The 17,570-nt window shown below is 65.3% G+C and carries 18 protein-coding genes; 3 read left to right on the top strand and 15 right to left on the bottom strand.

Going from position 1 to position 17,570, the window contains the following annotated elements:
• Positions 1–106: 106 nt before the first annotated feature.
• The 5 genes from ACQP2U_RS30035 to ACQP2U_RS30015 all read right to left on the bottom strand — a co-directional run bounded on the left by ACQP2U_RS30035 (position 107) and on the right by ACQP2U_RS30015 (position 4,612).
• Positions 107–526: a YbaB/EbfC family nucleoid-associated protein gene (locus tag ACQP2U_RS30035; RefSeq protein WP_433710549.1), complete on the bottom strand. Its 420-nt coding sequence runs from the start codon at positions 524–526 to the stop codon at positions 107–109.
• A 2-nt stretch (positions 527–528) separates the two neighbouring features.
• Positions 529–1,929 carry a hypothetical protein gene (locus ACQP2U_RS30030; RefSeq protein WP_433710548.1) on the bottom strand — a complete coding sequence of 467 codons (1,401 nt, stop codon included), beginning with the start codon at positions 1,927–1,929 and terminating at the stop codon, positions 529–531.
• Positions 1,930–2,005: 76 nt separating this feature from the next.
• On the bottom strand, positions 2,006–3,451 hold the full coding sequence (gene gndA / locus ACQP2U_RS30025; RefSeq protein WP_433710547.1) for an NADP-dependent phosphogluconate dehydrogenase: 1,446 nt from the start codon (positions 3,449–3,451) through the stop codon (positions 2,006–2,008).
• A gap of 3 nt (positions 3,452–3,454) precedes the next feature.
• Complete coding sequence (locus ACQP2U_RS30020; RefSeq protein WP_433710546.1) at positions 3,455–3,724, bottom strand: hypothetical protein; 270 nt, start codon at positions 3,722–3,724, stop codon at positions 3,455–3,457.
• Positions 3,725–3,760: 36 nt separating this feature from the next.
• Positions 3,761–4,612, bottom strand: coding sequence for a helix-turn-helix transcriptional regulator (locus ACQP2U_RS30015; protein ID WP_433710545.1), 852 nt, complete (start codon positions 4,610–4,612; stop codon positions 3,761–3,763).
• A gap of 140 nt (positions 4,613–4,752) precedes the next feature.
• On the opposite strand from ACQP2U_RS30015, the gene ACQP2U_RS30010 reads away from it, so the two are divergent.
• Positions 4,753–5,529, top strand: a complete 777-nt coding sequence (locus ACQP2U_RS30010) for an NAD(P)H-dependent oxidoreductase (RefSeq protein ID WP_433710544.1) — start codon at positions 4,753–4,755, stop codon at positions 5,527–5,529.
• A gap of 240 nt (positions 5,530–5,769) precedes the next feature.
• On the opposite strand, the gene ACQP2U_RS30005 is transcribed toward ACQP2U_RS30010, so the two are convergent.
• The 10 genes from ACQP2U_RS30005 to iolC all read right to left on the bottom strand — a co-directional run bounded on the left by ACQP2U_RS30005 (position 5,770) and on the right by iolC (position 15,676).
• Positions 5,770–6,336, bottom strand: a complete 567-nt coding sequence (locus ACQP2U_RS30005) for a DUF3558 family protein (RefSeq protein ID WP_433710543.1) — start codon at positions 6,334–6,336, stop codon at positions 5,770–5,772.
• 216 nt (positions 6,337–6,552) lie between these two features.
• Positions 6,553–7,743, bottom strand: a complete 1,191-nt coding sequence (locus ACQP2U_RS30000; protein WP_433710542.1) for an MFS transporter — start codon at positions 7,741–7,743, stop codon at positions 6,553–6,555.
• The gene (locus tag ACQP2U_RS29995; protein ID WP_433710541.1) at positions 7,740–8,318 is read right to left on the bottom strand and encodes a histidine phosphatase family protein; all 579 of its coding nucleotides are present in this window, start codon (positions 8,316–8,318) and stop codon (positions 7,740–7,742) included. Before ACQP2U_RS29995 ends, ACQP2U_RS30000 begins: the two co-directional genes overlap by 4 nt.
• Complete coding sequence (locus tag ACQP2U_RS29990; protein WP_433710540.1) at positions 8,305–9,093, bottom strand: SDR family oxidoreductase; 789 nt, start codon at positions 9,091–9,093, stop codon at positions 8,305–8,307. The genes ACQP2U_RS29995 and ACQP2U_RS29990 overlap by 14 nt, the downstream gene beginning before the upstream one ends.
• Positions 9,094–9,099: 6 nt before the next feature.
• The gene (locus ACQP2U_RS29985) at positions 9,100–10,353 is read right to left on the bottom strand and encodes an ATP-grasp domain-containing protein (RefSeq protein WP_433710539.1); all 1,254 of its coding nucleotides are present in this window, start codon (positions 10,351–10,353) and stop codon (positions 9,100–9,102) included.
• A complete protein-coding gene (locus tag ACQP2U_RS29980; protein ID WP_433710538.1) occupies positions 10,341–11,579 on the bottom strand; it encodes an ATP-grasp domain-containing protein in 1,239 nt (412 codons plus the stop codon). The genes ACQP2U_RS29985 and ACQP2U_RS29980 overlap by 13 nt, the downstream gene beginning before the upstream one ends.
• Entirely contained in the window at positions 11,576–12,676 is a 1,101-nt protein-coding gene (locus ACQP2U_RS29975) for a radical SAM protein (protein ID WP_433710537.1), read from the bottom strand. The genes ACQP2U_RS29980 and ACQP2U_RS29975 overlap by 4 nt, the downstream gene beginning before the upstream one ends.
• A gap of 191 nt (positions 12,677–12,867) precedes the next feature.
• Positions 12,868–13,749: a 5-deoxy-glucuronate isomerase gene (gene iolB / locus ACQP2U_RS29970; RefSeq protein WP_433710536.1), complete on the bottom strand. Its 882-nt coding sequence runs from the start codon at positions 13,747–13,749 to the stop codon at positions 12,868–12,870.
• 5 nt (positions 13,750–13,754) lie between these two features.
• Complete coding sequence (locus ACQP2U_RS29965) at positions 13,755–14,687, bottom strand: Cgl0159 family (beta/alpha)8-fold protein (protein ID WP_433716619.1); 933 nt, start codon at positions 14,685–14,687, stop codon at positions 13,755–13,757.
• A 23-nt stretch (positions 14,688–14,710) separates the two neighbouring features.
• Complete coding sequence (gene iolC, locus ACQP2U_RS29960; protein ID WP_433710535.1) at positions 14,711–15,676, bottom strand: 5-dehydro-2-deoxygluconokinase; 966 nt, start codon at positions 15,674–15,676, stop codon at positions 14,711–14,713.
• Positions 15,677–15,848: 172 nt separating this feature from the next.
• On the opposite strand from iolC, the gene ACQP2U_RS29955 reads away from it, so the two are divergent.
• Both ACQP2U_RS29955 and ACQP2U_RS29950 read left to right on the top strand, forming a co-directional pair.
• Entirely contained in the window at positions 15,849–16,586 is a 738-nt protein-coding gene (locus ACQP2U_RS29955; RefSeq protein WP_433710534.1) for a GntR family transcriptional regulator, read from the top strand.
• A gap of 115 nt (positions 16,587–16,701) precedes the next feature.
• The gene (locus tag ACQP2U_RS29950) at positions 16,702–17,535 is read left to right on the top strand and encodes a 2OG-Fe(II) oxygenase (protein WP_433710533.1); all 834 of its coding nucleotides are present in this window, start codon (positions 16,702–16,704) and stop codon (positions 17,533–17,535) included.
• The last annotated feature ends 35 nt before the right edge of the window (positions 17,536–17,570 follow it).

Here is a 17,570-nt window from a genome sequence, read left to right as displayed (position 1 = left end):
GCCCGGTCACCCTTCAACCCTCACCAGCGAAACCGAGGAGGCGATTTGCCTGCCGAAAAATATTACTGCGGCTTTACCTATACCCAGTGCTGGGAATAGATAAGGGTTATTCGTCGCGCCGCTCGACTTCGCCGTACCCGCGCAGGCTCGGCGCGCCGAGTACCAGATCGGGCAGGTCGGGCATGGTACGAACGCCCGCGGCAACCGGGTCCAGGATCTGTGCGGCCTGCTCCCGCATGCGGCGGGCCGCCTCGCGCCCCGCCTCGGTGACCGACCGGCCCAACTGTTCGGCGGTACTATGCGCGGCATTCGCGGTGAACCGCACGTCGATGAGGACACCCGAATTGTCGACGGTCACCTCCACCAGGCCGTCCGACGAGCTAGCGCTGCACCGTGCGGTATCCAACTTCCGCTTGGCCTCGGCCTGGTGGGCGCGTTGCTCGGCGAGTGCGTCGAGGATGTTCTCGACCTGATTGCGTATCCCGAAGTTGGCCGCGCGCAGGCCCTCTCGTTCCCAATGGTCCATGACTACCCCTTCGGGTCTCGGCCGTGACGCTCTGTATATCGCCGTTCGAAATCGGCGATATACGTCGGCGGATCGACGGCCGACGACGACTGTTCGAGCACACCGTCGTCGCCGAGATAGAAGATCGCCCGATCGGTCGCGACCATCCCGGCGGGCACCGGCACATGCACCATCCACCCCACGCTGAATCGCTCGGCGACCAACTGCTCGAGCGGATATCCCGTGGTGTCCAGGACGCGCCCGGTGATGTAATCACGTACCCGGGAGATCGCCTCCGCGGCGTGTATCGGCTCCGGTGTCGGCGGCGCCAATCCGGCCAGCGAATACTGGTAGAGCGCACCGTCGAGATCGAACCGGCCGTCCTCGCCGAATACAGCCACCAGCTCCCGGCGTGTGACCCGTCCGGCCTCGGCCGCCGCCAGAAGTGCGGGAATCGCTTCCCGAGTACCAGGATTCGGCTCCGTACCGAGTAGATCGGCGACGATTCCTGTCACCGTTTCCCTGGTCCAGACCCCGGGCACCGCGACGGCGCAATCCTGCGCCGACGGCGACGCTCCGCGGTACCAGCGCCCGGACTCCCACCAGTAGCAGAACGACAGCAGACCCGAGGCGGCGCGCGGGTCGAGCACGGGATCGGCCACCCAATCCGGGGCGCCCGCATAGAGATTCGGCATCGGCTCGCCGCCGTTGTAGACCGCGTTCAAGGTGGGGGCGTTCCACACCCCGCCCGAGAGCACGGCCCGTCCGGCTGGGAGCGCATGCAGCGTCGACCCGTGCAATGTCGCGCCTTCGAACACTCCCGTCCACGGCTCCATCCGCGGGCCGTGCTCGGACCGGGCGGCGACGAATGCCGCGGCGACCGTCGCCCAGCGTGCCCACATCTGTGGGAACGGGGGGAATTCGTATTCCGCCAGCGTCGCCCATACTTGACCGGATCGATCGGCGCGCGCCTGGGCGGCGGCTTGCTGCGGTGTGCGCCGTTGCCGGTCGCCGTGGCCGATGTAGGCGCCCAACCATACCGGTATCTCGGCGCGCGGATACGCCTCGAGGTCGGCGCGATAGGCCTCAGGAGCGAACAGCTGCCCGGGCGGGAACGGCTGCTCGCCGTAGTCGTAATCGATATCGATCGCGCCGGAGTCGGCCAGTACGACCAGCATGCGCCACCATGGTCCGCCGTTGGAACGGGCCGCGAGCGCCCGGATTTCCCGAACCAGAGCCAGGACCGACTCCGGAGGCGATAACGGAACAACCTGGTCGCCGACGGAGTACGCGAGCTGCCCGACCGCACCCGCGACCGTGACCGCGAATACCGCATCCGCCTGCTGCCAGCCCGCCGGTCCGAGTGCTTTCAGCGCATCGGCGAGCCGCTGTTCGGCGGCTGGTTCGCTTGGTACGTCCGCCAAACAGTCCTCCTCATGCGAGCGCGGTTCACCCGGCCCCTAATTTTGGGGTCTTCCCAGAGCTGGGACGGCGCACGAATCAGTCGGCCGAAACCTCGCTGCGGTCACCGCTCCACAGCGTGTGGTACTTGCCGGGCGCATCGATGCGCTCGTAGGTGTGCGCGCCGAAGAAGTCGCGTTGACCCTGGGTGAGGGCGGCGGGCAGCCGTTCGGCGCGCAGGGCGTCGTAGTAGGAGAGCGAGGATGCGAACGCGGGCACCGGGATGCCGAGCAGGGTGGCGGTGGCGACCACGCGTCGCCAACTGTCGATGGCCGTCTCGATCGCCGCACGGAAGTAGGGCGCGAGGATCAGGCTCGGCAGTTCCGGATTCTGGTCGTAGGCGTCTTTGATCCGGTTCAGGAAGCGGGCCCGGATGATGCAGCCGCCGCGCCAGATGGTGGCCATGTCGCCGGGACGCAGGTTCCAGTTGTATTCGGCGCTGCCCGCGGCGATCTGATCGAAACCCTGGGCGTACGCGACGATCTTCGACGCGTAGAGCGCCTGGCGGATGTCCTCGGTGAATTGTGCGACGTCTGTGGGCTTTTCGCCGAGCTTGCCAGCGGCGAGACCGACCGCGGCCTTGCGCTGCGCACGTGAGCCCGACAGTGCCCGCGCGAAGACCGCCTCGGCGATGCCGGTGACCGGGATGCCCAGATCGAGCGCGGACTTCACGGTCCAGCGACCGGTGCCCTTCTGCTCGGCCGCATCGACGATCACATCCACCAGCGGCTGACCGGTCTTCGCGTCCACCTGGTTGAGCACCTCGGCGGTGATCTCCACGAGGTAGCTCTCGAGTTCGCCGGAGTTCCACTGCGTGAACACATCGGCGATCTGCTTGGCGTCGAAGCCGAGCGCGTCGCGGAACAGGTGGTAGGCCTCGCCGATCAGCTGCATATCGGCGTACTCGATGCCGTTGTGCACCATCTTCACGAAGTGTCCGGAGCCGTCGGGGCCGATATGCGTGCAGCACGGTGTTCCGTCCACCTGCGCGGCAATGGATTCCAGCAGCGGGCCGAGGGATTCGTAGGATTCCTTGGGCCCGCCCGGCATGATCGCCGGACCGTTGAGCGCGCCCTCTTCACCACCGGAGATGCCCGCGCCGACGAAGTTCAACCCGCGCGCCTTCATGGCGGCCTCACGGCGAATGGTGTCGGTGTAGAGGGCGTTGCCGCCGTCGATGATGATGTCGCCGGGCTCCATCGCACCGGCGAGTTCCTCGATGACGGCGTCGGTCGGATCCCCCGCCTTGACCATGATCAGCACCCGGCGCGGCTTCTCCAGCGCCGCGACGAACTCCTCGATCGTTTCGGTGCGCACGAAGTTGCCGTCGCCGCCGTGTTCGGCAAGCAGTGCGTCGGTCTTGGCGATGCTGCGGTTGTGTAGTGCCACCGTGTAGCCGTGCTTGGCGAAGTTCCGGGCGATATTGCTACCCATGACCGCCAGGCCGGTAACCCCGATCTGTGCGGATGCTGTTGCGGACGCCATATATCAGCCCTCTCCGTTCGGCGTTGTCACCTTCGATGGAAGCCTAGTCCTAGTCCCGTTTCGCCTTTCGCTGGTGTTCGCGTCAGTTACTCGATATCCAGAGCGGGGACGCATCGGTCGAAGATGTGGTCGGCCATCTCGCGCACAGAGCAGAACCCCCGAGACGGTGCCGCAGCCGATCCCGCACAGTCGTCGCCGAAGCTGGTGTCGCGCGGCGCGTTCGGATTCCGGGACGGCGTAGGACAGCAGTCGCCACGCATCGCTCGAGATCATCTGGCGGAACCCGAAGATCCGTGGGTCGCCGAGGGGCTAGTTTTGTGTCATATGCCGGTCGGGCGCGACGGCGTCCGTGGCGCCGAGGCTGGCCAGCAGGCGCAGGTTGTCGTGGGATTCGCTGCCCGGTTCAGCGGACAGGACGACGAGCTCGGTGCCGGTTTCCTCCGGTAGCGCGAAGTTCTCCTGATGTAAGTCCAGGGTGCCGACCAGGGGGTGGACGAAGGCCTTGCGGCCGTGGGTTCGGGAGCGGACGTCGGCGCGCGCCCACAGCTTGCGGAAGCGGTCGCTGTGTACGGCGAGTTCGCCGATCAGCGCCGACAGTTTCGGATCGTCGGGATACTTGCCCGCCGCGAGGCGCAGGTGGCCGACGACATCGCGGGTGCAGACCTCCCACTGGGCGTAGAGCGAGCGGGCGCCGCAGTCGTCCAAGAAGATATGGCGGGCGATATTCAAGCCCTTCATGGGGCTCTGTCCGTACAGCAGTTCCGCGAGCCGGTTGCCCGCCATTACGTCGAGGCGGTGATCGACGATGAAAGCGGGTGCGTCAGGGATCAGATCCAACACCCGCCGCAATTCGGGGCGAATGCGGACATTCGGAACCGGCTTCACCGGGCGATGTGGACGGCGGGCCAGCCGGTGTAGATGCTCGCGTTCCACCTCGGCGAGGCCGAGCACCCTGGCCAGCGCATCGAGGACCTGTGCGGATGGCTGCCGGGCGCGGCCCTGCTCCAGGCGTACGTAATAGTCGACGCTTACCCCGGACAGATGCGCGACCTCCTCCCGGCGCAATCCGGCCACCCGACGGCGCGAATCGGTCGCAATGCCGACGGAGCCGGGATCCACCCGGGACCGCCGCGTGCGCAGGAAGTCGCTGAGCTCGTCCATCCCTCCAGTATTGCCACGATTTCGCGGGGCAAGGGTGGTCCTGCCGATACCAGGAAGTCCCGTCCGATGGAAAAAGCGTCCCTGAACGGCGGCCGCACAGACGCCGAATATCGAACACATCCGATCCGAAGGAGCAGCAAATGCGGACACTCATCGTTCACGCCCACCCCGAACCGCAATCACTCAACGGCACGCTCACCGACATCGCGGTGACCACCCTGCGCGAGGCCGGGCACGAGGTGCAGGTCAGCGACCTGTACGCGATGCGATGGAAGGCGACCGTCGACGCCGACGATTTCGGCGGGACGAGCGGCCCGCTGCGGGTCGCCGCGGACTCCGGCCGCGCGTACGATACCGGCACACTCACCGCCGAGATCGCGGCCGAGCAGGAGAAACTGCTCTGGGCCGATACCGTGATCTTCCAATTCCCGCTGTGGTGGTACTCGATGCCCGCGATCCTCAAAGGCTGGGTCGACCGAGTCTTCACCTACCACTTCGCCTATGGCGTCGGCGAACACAGCGACACCCGCTACGGCGACCGCTACGGGGAGGGCACCCTCGCGGGCAAGCGGGCCATGCTGTCGGTGACGATCGGCGGCCGCGAATCGCACTACACCGACCGCGGTATCAACGGCCCCATCGACGATCTCCTCTTCCCGATCCAGCACGGCATCTTCTACTACCCCGGCATGGACGTGCTGCCCCCGTTCCTGACCTACAGCACGGACCGCCTTTCGCCCGAAGACTTCACCGACACCGCCAAGGCCTGGGAGCAGCGCCTTCTGTCGATCGAACAGACCGACCCCATCGCCTTCCGCACCCAGAACGGCGGCGACTACGAAATGCCGTCCCTGCGCCTGCGTGAAGGTCTGGAAGCCAAGGGCCGCACGGGCTTCGGATTACATATTCGCGCCTGATCGGCCACGCGGCCACGGTCAAGGCGCGCCGAGAACTGCACGGGTATTGGGGGGTTGTCGGATTCGTCCATCGAAAAAGGATGCGACGTGCCGGGCGTCTTCGATCGCCGATCCCACTTGTCGAGGTGCGCCCGGGGCGCAGCCGCACCAGTGCGAAGACGCGCTCGGCATCGGCGTCGAACCCGGTTCGGGAGCTCTGCAGGCGACCCACCTTCCGCACCGAGTGAGCGGCGACTGCGGTTATGCCAAGTGGCTGAGAACTGCTGTGGCGATGTCGATTCCGAGCGCGCAGGTGTCGACGACGGGTGCCGTGTCGCTGCCCGCGCCCGCGATTGCGACCTCGACGTTGAACGATCCGCCGGTCGTTGTGGCGACGGTGATGGTGCAGCCTGCCTCCTTGCCTTGCTGGAGGGACTGGCGGATCTGGACGGCCCGATGGTCCGCGACGGTTATCGCAATCGCGCCCGGGACGGGCGGCAGCGGTGTTGTCAGATCGGAGGAGGGGTGGGGGTAGAAACTGAATCCGGTGGTGGGGGTTGTCCAGAAGCATCCGCGAGCGGCGCCGGGTTGTTCGGTGCCGGGGGCGGTGACCCCGAATCGGGTGGAATCCGCGGCATCCAAGGCGCCGCACGGGTGAGTTCCGAGATCGGCGAAGGTGTGCGGCGTGGTGCTGGTCGGGCTCACCGCCGACGAGTTGGTGCTCGGCGATGCGGGCCAGCTCGCGTCATGGGTATCACAGGCGGATGTGGCAAGCAGTATGAGCAGCCCGATGGCGGTAAGCGTTCGATAACGCGAAAGATCGAACATGATGATCGGCTCCCTCCCTGAGCGCGTACGCGACCGAATCCTATGCGAAGCAAGCCCGTGTTGGGAGGCCGTCGAAGTGGACTCACAGAGTGACCGCCGACCCACAATTGTCGATCGGTTCGATTCGGATGGCGAAGGCCAGAGCATCACCTGGCCCGGTTTTGCTGCACATCGCGGCCGGACAGACTGGACGGAGCGCAGTTGCACTGCTCGATGTCACGCATCGACCAGATGTACCGCGCGCCGCTGGGCGAAGCGCGCTATCGGCCCGATGCCGAGTCCAGCGGTCAGCAGTACGCCGCCGAGCAGAACCCATCCGGCCGGCCCGCGATCAATGCAGACCACGCTGAGCAAAGCCGGGGCGGCGGCGACGAAGACTCCCGTTCCCATGCCGAAGATTCCCTGATAGCGGCCTTGTGCATGATCCGGCGCAAGGGTGAAGCTGAGCTCGAATTCTCCTGCGGCGTGGCATATTTCGCCCAACGTGTGCACTATCACCGCGAGCGTCAGCGCCGAAGCGGCGAATACTGCCGAGCCGGTACCGCTTACGCAGAACAGCAGGCAGCTCAGCGCTAGCAGGACAGCGGCCCGACGGGTGATCGTAATCCCGTCGGCGATGGAATCGACGCGGCGGCCAGCTCGCACCTGAAGCATGACGACAAGTAGCGTGTTCGTCAGCAGCAGCGGTGAGATCAGCCAGGCCGGAGCGCGGGTATGGGAGACGATCCACAGCGGCAGCGCCACTGTGAGCACCGCATACTGCAGCGACAGCACGCCGTATACCGCGGTGACGGCCAGGAACGGCAGGTCCAACCGGCCGCGGCGCACGGTGCGGCGCTCGGGCCGTGGCAGCGGCGACTGTCGTGGAATCCGAGCGATTACCAGCGCGGTGAGCAGGAAACTCGCGGCATCGACAAGGATCAGCGCCGAATATGCTGTGCGCGTATCGGATCGGATGGCCAGACCCGCACCGGCGGCACCCAAAGCCACGCCGATATTGGTGACGGATCGCAGATAGCCACGCAGCCGCGCTCGCCTATCCCCGCCGATCCGTGCGATCAGCGCACCTCGCACGGCTCTACTGCCCTGCTCGGCAACGCCGACCGTGGCCGCGACGACCACGAAAACCGCGAAACTGTGCACCAGGACAAGACTTCCTGTGGCAAGCGCCTCGGCGGTCAGCGTGACCAGATAGATCTCGCGCGCACCGAAGCGATCGGCGAGGTGACCCACCACCGGCCCCGCGCCGAGTCCGGTCACGCCCGCCATCGTCAGTCCGATTCCCACGTCGGTGCCGCTCAGCCCGACCGAACGGGTCAGAAAGAGCACCGCACCGGCGAGATACAGACCGTTGCCGAAGGCGGTGATCAGCACTGCGCAGGCCAGTGCCCGATCGGCCCCGCTCACCACAGGACCATGGCTTGGGCAAGTCCGGGGCACGGCAGATCCGCCCATTGAACAATCGGAATCTCGGTGAGTGCGCCTATGAGTGCCAATGCCGTATTCGCGTGCGTGACCACGATGAGCCGACCGGTGCTCCGCGGCCGCCCGGCGCACTGCTCGAGCACGACGGGAACAGCCCGCCGCGCCACCGCCGCCAGTCCTTCTCTACCGTCGAATGCACCGATGTCACCAGCCAGCCAGCGGGCATAGCCGCCCGGGTTGGTGCTGGCGATTCGGCCCTGAGTGCGGCCCTCCCATGATCCGAGCGATTCTTCGCGCAGCCTGCTGCTGATCGCAATCAGGCGCGGGTCGACCCCGGCGGCTAGGGCGATTGCTTCCGCAGTCTGTCGTGCCCGGGTCAGGTCGCTGCTGACGATGCGTTCCGGTAGCGGTTGCCGCAGTGCCCTGCCGAGATCGGCGGCCCGGGTTCGCCCCTCCGCGGACAGTGGAATATCGGTATGACCGCTGAATCGCCCGGCTCGTGACCATTCGGTCGGGCCGTGCCTGGCAATGACGATCTGCCAATCAGGTACGGCCACCCGAACCGCCCGAGACATCGATGGAACTGCCGGTCACATAGGAGCAGATCGGCGAAAGCAACAGTGCTGCAACGGGAGCCACGTCCTGCGGTGTACCGAAGCGCCCCAGCAGTATCCCCCTTCGGCTCGCCTCGGACGCGCACCAGTCCTCGAAGGGCTCGGCTGTCCCGGAGGCGAGGTATCGCGCGTGCTGGCGGTCGGTCGCGATCGCACCGAGGCTGATCGCATTGACCAGAACCCCGGACGGCGCCAGTTCAATGGCGAGCGAACGGGTCAGGTTGGCCACGGCGGCCCGCGTCGCGCTGACCGCAGCCATGCCCGGCTCGGGCGCGTGCGCGGTGACACCGTTGACGACTACCACCCGTCCAGCGTCCGACTCTCGCAGCGCGGGCAGCGCCGCGGTAACGAGGTTCAGCACCGATCCCACTTTCATCTGGAACTGGTTGTGCCACTCCGATTCCGGTGTCGTCAGTACACCGCCGGGCACCCCGGCGCCCGCATTGGCCAGCACACCGTCGAGCCGTCCGAACTGTTCGAGCGCCCGCCCGACGGCCTGTTCCAGGGCCATCGCATCCCGAACGTCGGCGGTGTGTGTCAGCAGCCGGTCGGTGTGCTCAGGTGGTAGCGCGGCCCGCATCCGCTCCAGCGCCCCAGTGTCTCTGGCACAGGTCGCGACAGCGGCCCCTTCGGCGAGCAGCAGCGCAGCCACCGCTGCTCCGATGCCGCGGCTGCCACCGGTGACGTAATAGGCGCGTCCGGCGAGTCCGAGATCCATCGCGGGTCAGCACCGCCCATTCGCGGACTCGGGCAACATGTGCTCGTCCAGCCATTCGATGACGGAGTCGTACACCCGGCGCACCCCCGAATGGTCATCGTCCGCCAGCAGCGCATCGATCACATAGTCCGACACCTTCGCGGCGCGTCCGGGACGATCGTCCCGGTGGAACCGAATAACACCGGGCAGATCGCAGCGCAGACCAGCGGGCAGTGATCGCGGAGACCGCGGCACGACGATATCCCCGTAGCAGCGACCGGATTCGGGCATCGTGCGTTCCACCGGCACATCTATACCGGCCTGCCCGAGACAGGAAGCCTGGTCCAGATCGACACCGAGAGCTTCGCGCGCGATCAGGTTCACATTGCCGCCGCCCGTGCGGCAAGCGATCTCGCAGAGCATCGGGCCGTGGCGGGGATGATCGAAGAGCTCGCAATGAAAACTCATGGTCTCCTCTGGGGCAGGCAGTGCGCGCAGCAGCCGGTCGAGGTAATCGCGGGCCGAGGCGACACGCGGATCGTGGGCGTCGAGCAGCAGAATGCCATGCGGCTCCAATTCGACCAGCGAATGCAGGCAGGTCCGGGTATAGGTCCCGACCATTACGGCTTGGACCCGACCCGCTCGCATGAGTCCGTCCACCGAAAGCATTGGTGTCGCAACCCATTCTTCGACGAGGTAGTCGGCGGGGTCGTCGGATGACAGCGCGCGGGTATGTGCCCAGGCCTCGATCTCGGTTCGGCCGTGCAACACCATGACGCCGACCGAGCCCGATCCGTCGACCGGTTTGACCACGACACCATCGGGGTGGGGGTCCGCGAAGTCCATCAGGGTGGCAACCGAGTCCACGAGGCGGTGCTCCGGAATGCGCAACCCGGCTCGGCCTGCCAGCGACTTCATGACCGACTTGTTCCGGAACGCGGTGGCCGATGGCAGGATCTGCCCCGGAATACCCAGGTAATCGCGAAGTTCGGCGGCACGGACGAGATCACATTCGCTCAGCGCGATGATCCGATCGAAGGGTTGTTCGGCATGCTCAGCCGCGACCGCTTGGTCGACAGCTCGGTTGCGTTTCCAATCGCGAAAGAGGTGCCAGGTCGCGTATTGGTGTTCCCCGGACAAAAAGGTGCGACTCGCGGGCGTGTCCTCGGCGAAAAGTGTTGTCCGGAATCCCGATAGCCAGCGGTCGTACCGATGCGTGGTCAACGGCTTCTTCGACAACACCGCCACCCGGTGCGGACGCTCGCGGATCAATTCAGCCACCGCGCCTCCTCGGCCCACCAGCGCGTCGTCTCCCGGATCCGCTCGCGCACCTGTTCGGCGGTGTCGGCATGCACCGCGACCGCCGCCGCCGAGTGCGCGGCGTATTCCGGTCCTTGTGCGAAAGTACCTGCGGACATGTGCAATTCGACCTCCGCTCCGGAAACAGGGCACGCGGTTGGCGGTTCGAATCGGCCGTGTCCGGGTGGGAAGAGCACCCAGCCACCGGCGCGCCGAGGCGCGGCGGGTTGATGCGTCAGTTCGAGGCCAAGTCCACACTGTCCGCGCAGATTCTCCCGGGAAAGATGCACGCCGAACGCTTCCCGATAGGTTCGCGCAATAAGAGCACCGCCGGTCCGCGAGGCGACCTCACACAGCACCGGCCTTCCGTGCGCAGGTATCCAAGCCTCCAGATGGAAGCTCGCCGGAAACGAAGGCGTCGGCAGAGCGCGATGGACATCGGCGGCAAACTCCTGCAGCACAAAAGTTCTCGGGTCATCCGCAGCAAGCAGCACACTGGACAATTCGGACCCTGTCTGTGCGGCTTCGGCATTGCCGCTGTTGTACTGGCTCGGCCAGCAGTGCACGACTGCCGCATCGGCTATTACGCCATCCACATGGAAGAAGTCGCCGTCTATGTATTCCTCGGCGATCAACCGGCCCGAACGCTGTGGGGCCGCGGGCAATTCGCCCGATGCCAGGAATGCGGTGACATCGGATCCGTCGCGAAGGATGCGCACCCCGATGGATGCGGCGCCGCGGCGCGGCTTCACGACGACGGGAAGTCCCACCTCTTCGATGAACTCCATCAGGTCGGTTGGCCGGTCGATCGCTCGCCGCCCGGGGACCTCCACTCCGGCCCGTGCCGCCCTATCCTTCATGATCAGCTTGTCGCGGTAGGCGCACGCGGATTCCGTTGTCTGCCCGGGTAATCCGAGCCGGCCCCGCAGTCGTGCGCTGCGCAGCACATCGTCCTCGCTGGAACTGGCGACGAGTCCGACTCGGTGCTCGCGCGCCGCGCATTCGGCCGTCCATTCCGTGGACCACGACTGGTAATCCGTTACGGTCCGGCAGTCGCGAAACCGGCCTCGAACATCCGCTCCGATATCAGCCAACGCCCCGGGCACGGTGATGAGAACAGTGTCGGTCACCACCTCCGCGAGCCACTTGTGCAGTGGGCGCTCGACCAGCGGTTTACGCGAAAGGAGCAAAATCCGCTGCGGACTCATTCGGCATTGATGACAGCGAGCGGCAATAGTGACGCGGGTTTCCACTCGGGCGCGGGGTTGACCACCGCGGTGGGGGAGGACCAGTTCAGCCGGGCGGGGCACGATGCGACACCGTTGGCGTCCATGATCTTCGGATACAACTCCCGGCGGCGTTGGACGCACGCGAGCAGCCCACCGTCCTCGGGAAACCAGCTGCCGAGGTATTCGTCGGAGAAGTTGCACACCAGCGCATGGCCGCAGGGCTCACAGTAGATCTTGGCCACATTGGCGCAATCCTTGACGGTGAAGCCCAGATTCCGCGCGGGTGGATAGCAGGAGACGGTCACCTCGGGCCCCCCGGGCTGCTGGATTTCCTCGTACAGCTCTTCCATGATTCCGGTGAACCGATCGAACAGCACCGGGGGACTCAGGCTCAGCTCGGTCTGATTCGCCGCCGCGAGTCCGGACGGAATCCATGGCTTGATCTGTACGACATCGACGCCGATCTCGCGCATGATGCGATAGATCCGTGGTGCCTCGTCGAAGTTGTGCTTGCCGAGCCCGATTCGGATGAAGACCCACAGTCCGGCATCCTTGGCCAGCCGGATATTGCGCAGAATCCGTTCGGCGTCATCGGATTTCGAGCCCTTCATCAGGGCCGCCAGTCGCGCGGCATCGGCGGTGTTGTAGGTGACCTTCACTCCGGACAACTTCATATCGACAAGTCGGGCGATCCGCTTCTGGTCCAGCAACGTGCCATTGGTCACCAGGCGCGTGGTGATGCCGCGTTCGCCGAGCGGTCGGAAGACTTCCTCGACCAGATCCAGCGCCATCAGTGGCTCGCCGCCGGTGCCGTAGACCGCCTCGGGCCGCTCCGGCTCGGTGGGCGAGTCGATCCAGTCGAACAGCGACTGCGCGAAGCGACCGGTGTCCAACGGATTCAACCGTTTCCCGATGTAATCCTCGTTCACACAGAAGATGCACGACCGATTGCATCCGTCGAGAAATTTGACTTCGATGCCGTCGACGGGCAGATAGCCGGCCAAATCGGTTTGCGGGAAATTCTCGACCCTGAACTTGCGGTATCTGTCCGAGAGCGCGTCCCGCTCGCTGGTCACGATATCTCCTCTGCTGGAGTCGATTCCGCAGTCGTTGCGGCCCCACTCGGTGCTGTGACTCGTAAAGCATTGGGGTGCAAAGAAAGCGGGCCCACTTGGAGCCAGAAGAGATTGTCCGGCATCGCCCCGACAACGGCTGTTCCCTATGCTGAGAAACCAGCCGGAGATTCAGTGGGAAGCCGAGATTCGGATCACCGCCGAGTCTTCCTGGTGTTCATCGGGAGGCGCGGATCGATTTCCATATCGGTCCAGGCGCCGCGCAGCCACGTCTGCGCCGGGTCGTCGCTGATCCGCCAAGCCCGCTCCGGTCCGGGACCGGCCATGATGTTCAGGTAGTACATGTGATAGCCGGGTGCGGCGATGGATGGTCCATGATAGCCGTGCGGCACCAGCACTACATCACCGTCGCGGACCTCCTCGAGCACATCGATCGGCCGCTCGGGAGTCCCGTACACCCGGTGGTAGCCGAATCCGGGTGAATCGTCTGCGCCACGGGCGAATTCGAAGTAGTAGATCTCCTCGAGCGGAGTCTCGGTATCGGAGAGCTCATCGTGTTTGTGTGCCGGATACGACGACCAGTTACCGCTGGGAGTGATCACCTCGCAAGCGATGATCGAGTCGGCCTCGAAGGCGTCCGCGGTCGCGAAATTATGTACCTGACGGCTGCAATTGCCCGCACCGCGCAACTCCACCGCCACATCGGCGGCGGGCACGTAGCGCAGTGGCAGCTGCCGCTGCGCCCGGGCACCGCCGAGCGCGAATCGTCCACCGCTGGTGCTGGTCACGGTGTAGGAGCTGTCCCGTCCGATATACGCGAAATCTGTTGGTCCGTCGAAAACGCTATTGCGCCCGGATAATTCGTACCGCTCGCCAGCGCTGGCCACCAGGCACGAACCGGATAGCGGCACCACGACGATCTCGTCGGAACGGCTGTGCGTGCGATGCGACTGTCCCGGCGCGAGCTCGATGACGTGCAGACTGGCATGATTCCACCCGGCCGCCTCCTGGGTGAGCGCCACCGTGTACGGCGCACGGTAGGTGCGGGCGGCGGGCACGTAATGCATGCTGTGCATCGCGATCACCGCACCAGCGAAACGGCCGTATCCACCGCATCCGTGACATTGTCGTCCGGCGGATACAGCAGTGCACGACCCACGATCAGGCCCCGAACGCCTGGCAGCGCAAGGGCTTTCGCCCAGCGCGCATAGGTTTCGTCCGGGCTGGTCTGTGGGTCGCCGCCGAGCAGCAAGGTAGGCAGCGTGGTGGCATCCATGACTCGCTCCATCTCCTCGACGACGGGCAGCTTCAGCCAGGTATACGCCGAGGTGGAGCCCAATCCCTGCGCCAGATGCACGCTCTTGATGACCGCATCCGGCGACAGATCGTTGACCACCGCGGTCCCCGGCCCATCCGGCCGGTGCGATATGAACGGCTCGAGCAATGCGGTCAAACCGAGCGCGGCGAGATCATCGATGGCCGCGGCACTCGCGGTCATCATCGACAGCGTGCCCGGATCGGTGAGATCGAACCGGTTGAGCATTTTCGCGCCGTTGAGCCCGGCCGCGGCAGTGGCCCGCGCGGTATATCCGGTCATCCGGTCGTCGAGCTCGAAATCCGCACCCGCGATACCACCGCGGTTCATCGAGCTGAAGACGACCTTGTCCTCGAGTGCGCCGAGCAGCAGTAGATCCTCGAGGATGTCCGCGGTGCCCAGCACGCCGTCCACGCCCGGCCGAGCCAATGCCGTGACCAGCCGGTCCAGCAGTTCCTTGCGGCTGTTCATGGCATAGGGGTTGCCGGATGCCGACAGCGCGCCACGGGCCGGATGATCGGCGGCGATGATCATCAGCCGCCCGTCGCGGCGCACCAGACCCCGCCGGGTACGCGTCGCGAAAGCTCTGGCGATGGCGCCGGGATCGGCCGCACGCAACTCGGTCAGCTCGGCATAGGACCGCACGCTCGCCGGGGCCGAGATTGATTCGCCCTCGCCCGCCGCACGGCCACCTCTCATCGAATCGCTGCGCGGTGCTCCCTTCATTTCTGGGCCTCTCCGGTCAGTGACAGCGCGACGAGATCATCGATTTCGTCGCTGGTCGGCATGGCGGTGGAGCATTCGAGCCGGGCGGCCACGATCGCACCGGCGGCATTGGCGCGGCGCAGGATGGTCTCCAGATCCCAACCGGCCAGCAGACCGTGACACAGGCTGCCGCCGAAGGCATCGCCCGCGCCGAGGCCGTTGACCACCTCGACGGTGGCCGGTGGCACCACGACCGATTCGTGGCGGGACTTGCCGAGCACCCCGTCCGGGCCCTGTTTGACGATGGCCAGTTCGACACCCAGATCCAATAGCGCGTCGGCGGCGCGATGCGGATCGGTCTCGTCGACGGCGATGCGACACTCCTCGCGATTGCCGACCGCCACCGTCACCTGGGTCAGGGCCTCGCGTACCTGTGCGCGGGCCTGGTTCTCATCGGCCCAGAACATCGGCCGGTAGTCCAGATCGAGTACGGTCAGCGGCCGCCGTTCCCGGATCGACCAAGCATCGAAATGCGCTGCACGAGAGGGTTCTTGGGACAAGCCGGTGACCGTCGACCAGTACACGCCCGCCTCCCGGATGATGTCGGGATCTACTTGGCCGCCGGTTATCTGCAGGTCCGGTGCGCTCGGCTTGCGATAGAAGTACAGGGGGAAATCGTCCGGCGGGAAGATCTCGCAGAACGTTACCGGGGTCGGCAGGCCATCGCTGGTCTGCACGAGGGCGTCCGATACACCGAGCCGGACCAATTCGCGGCGCACATATCGGCCGAAGGGATCGTCGCCGACTCCGGACCACAGCGCGGTGCGCCGCCCGAGCCGCGCCGCCGCGACGGCCACATTGGCGGCACTGCCACCGAGGAACTTTCCGAAGGTTTCGACATCTTCCAGACCCACACCGGACTGGAGCGGATAGATATCGACACCGACCCTGCCGGTCGACACGACCTCGAATTGAGCGTTCACAGGCTGACTCCAGGGTCCGAGGGGACGGGCATCGCCGCGTATCCAGACTGTGCGCCCGTCGTATCTACTTGTCAAGACTTTGTCAGGACATACTGTTGTACAGACAATAGGCTTACTATTGTGCCTAGAAATGGACGTTGACCTGCGTCCCGCTCGCCCCGAGGAGCCGACGATGCCAGTGCCACTGGATATCGCGATCGACCGCACGAGCCCCATCCCGCTGTATTTCCAACTGGCACAAGGTATCGAGAATGCCATCCTGGAAGGTCGGCTCGCTCCGGGGGACCGCCTCGAAAATGAGCTGGACCTGGCCAAACGGCTCAGACTGTCACGGCCGACCACGCGACAGGCGATCCAGGCGCTGGTCGAAAAAGGACTCTTGATGCGTAGGCGCGGGGTGGGCACCCAGGTGGTGCAGAATCAGGTGTATCGCCCGGTCGAATTGACCAGTCTGTACGACGACCTGCTCACCGCGGGCCAGCAGCCGACCACCGAATTGCTCGACTACCAGCTCGGCGCTCCGGACCCCGATATCGCCAAGGAACTCGGTGTGCCCGAGGACGCCCGCTTCGTCACCTTCCGCAGGCTGCGCCGAGCCGGAAGTGAGCCGCTGGCCGTCATGACCAACTACGTGCCCGCCGAATTCGCGCCCGCCCCCGACCAGCTCGAACTACACGGATTCTATGAATGCCTGCGGTCCAAGGGAATTCACATCGCACTCGCGCGTCAGCGGATCGGTGCGCGCGGTGCCACCCGGGCCGAGGCGCAGCTGCTGGATGAGCGCACCAACGCGCCATTGCTGACCATGCAGCGAGTCGCCTTCGATGATTCCGGTCGTCCGATCGAAATGGGCAGGCATATGTACCGGGCCTCTAGGCATTTCTTCGACACCACCGTGCTGAGCCGCTGAGGGATCTCACCGATTTCCTTGCGTGCGCCCGGCGCGAATTTCGGCGGCAACGGTGTTACTTGATTCCCAGCAGTGAAAAGTGGGCCGCTGGTATCGACGCATAAACTCTGTCCATATGACGATGACAATGGATGCTTCGTGGCGGAACTGGTTAGCGGAAAATCTCGCACGAGGTTGTTCGGTCGAGTCGGTAATCGAATCAATGATCAGGGGCGGTTTCGACAGGGAAGTGGCCTCGGCGGCAGTGCACGGTTTGCTGGCGGGAGAGGTTCCGGCATCCTCAGGCTACGCGTACGACACGTGCCCCGTTTCGCCCGAGCGAATTATTCACGCGCACGACCGCGCGATCTACTCGGTATTGCGGGTGGAACGGCCGCAGTTGATCCTGTTCGGCAATGTGCTCTCCGCCGAGGAATGTGATCAAGTGATCGAGCTGTCTCGAGATAAATTGCAGCGGTCCACGATCGTCGACCCCGAAACCGGGCGTCCGGAGATAGTTACGAATCGCTCCAGCGAAAGCACCTCTTTTCAGTTGTCCGAGACCCCTTTGATCGACCGACTCGATCGGCGGATCTCCGCTCTGATGAACTGGCCATTGGAGAACGGTGAAGGATTGCAAATTCTGCGGTACGGGGTCGGCGGCGAGTACCGTTCCCATTTCGATTACTTTCCGCCGGATCAACCAGGCCATGCCGCTCATCTCACTCGCGGCGGCCAGCGGACGGCGACTCTCGTGGTCTACCTCAACGACGTCGAAGGCGGCGGTGACACCGTCTTTCCGGAAGCAGGCATTTCGGTTCTCCCGCGTAAAGGCCATGCGGTCTATTTCCGATACTTCAATAACCTGGGACAGCTCGACCCGGGGACAAAGCATGCCGGAGCGCCGGTCCTCGCCGGCGAAAAATGGATCATGACCAAGTGGATGCGCCGCTACCCCTACTCTGGTTGAGGTGCTCCGCACGCTCTCGCCGAAATGCCGCACGC

The sequence above is a fragment of the Nocardia sp. CA-084685 genome (genome assembly GCF_050955785.1).
Lineage (GTDB): Bacteria > Actinomycetota > Actinomycetes > Mycobacteriales > Mycobacteriaceae > Nocardia.
This window is presented reverse-complemented; position numbering and strand designations above follow the sequence as displayed.

Excerpts from the sequence above, each read along its gene's own strand:
- ACQP2U_RS30035 (WP_433710549.1), bottom strand. The coding sequence starts at position 526 with ATGGACCATTGGGAACGAGAGGGCCTGCGCGCGGCCAACTTCGGGATA.
- gndA (WP_433710547.1), bottom strand. The coding sequence starts at position 3,451 with ATGGCGTCCGCAACAGCATCCGCACAGATCGGGGTTACCGGCCTGGCG.
- ACQP2U_RS30020 (WP_433710546.1), bottom strand. The coding sequence starts at position 3,724 with ATGATCTCGAGCGATGCGTGGCGACTGCTGTCCTACGCCGTCCCGGAA.
- ACQP2U_RS30015 (WP_433710545.1), bottom strand. The coding sequence starts at position 4,612 with ATGGACGAGCTCAGCGACTTCCTGCGCACGCGGCGGTCCCGGGTGGAT.
- ACQP2U_RS30010 (WP_433710544.1), top strand. The coding sequence starts at position 4,753 with ATGCGGACACTCATCGTTCACGCCCACCCCGAACCGCAATCACTCAAC.
- ACQP2U_RS30005 (WP_433710543.1), bottom strand. The coding sequence starts at position 6,336 with ATGTTCGATCTTTCGCGTTATCGAACGCTTACCGCCATCGGGCTGCTC.
- ACQP2U_RS29990 (WP_433710540.1), bottom strand. The coding sequence starts at position 9,093 with ATGGATCTCGGACTCGCCGGACGCGCCTATTACGTCACCGGTGGCAGC.
- ACQP2U_RS29980 (WP_433710538.1), bottom strand. The coding sequence starts at position 11,579 with ATGAGTCCGCAGCGGATTTTGCTCCTTTCGCGTAAACCGCTGGTCGAG.
- iolB (WP_433710536.1), bottom strand. The coding sequence starts at position 13,749 with ATGCACAGCATGCATTACGTGCCCGCCGCCCGCACCTACCGTGCGCCG.
- ACQP2U_RS29965 (WP_433716619.1), bottom strand. The coding sequence starts at position 14,687 with ATGAGAGGTGGCCGTGCGGCGGGCGAGGGCGAATCAATCTCGGCCCCG.
- ACQP2U_RS29955 (WP_433710534.1), top strand. The coding sequence starts at position 15,849 with ATGCCAGTGCCACTGGATATCGCGATCGACCGCACGAGCCCCATCCCG.
- ACQP2U_RS29950 (WP_433710533.1), top strand. The coding sequence starts at position 16,702 with ATGACGATGACAATGGATGCTTCGTGGCGGAACTGGTTAGCGGAAAAT.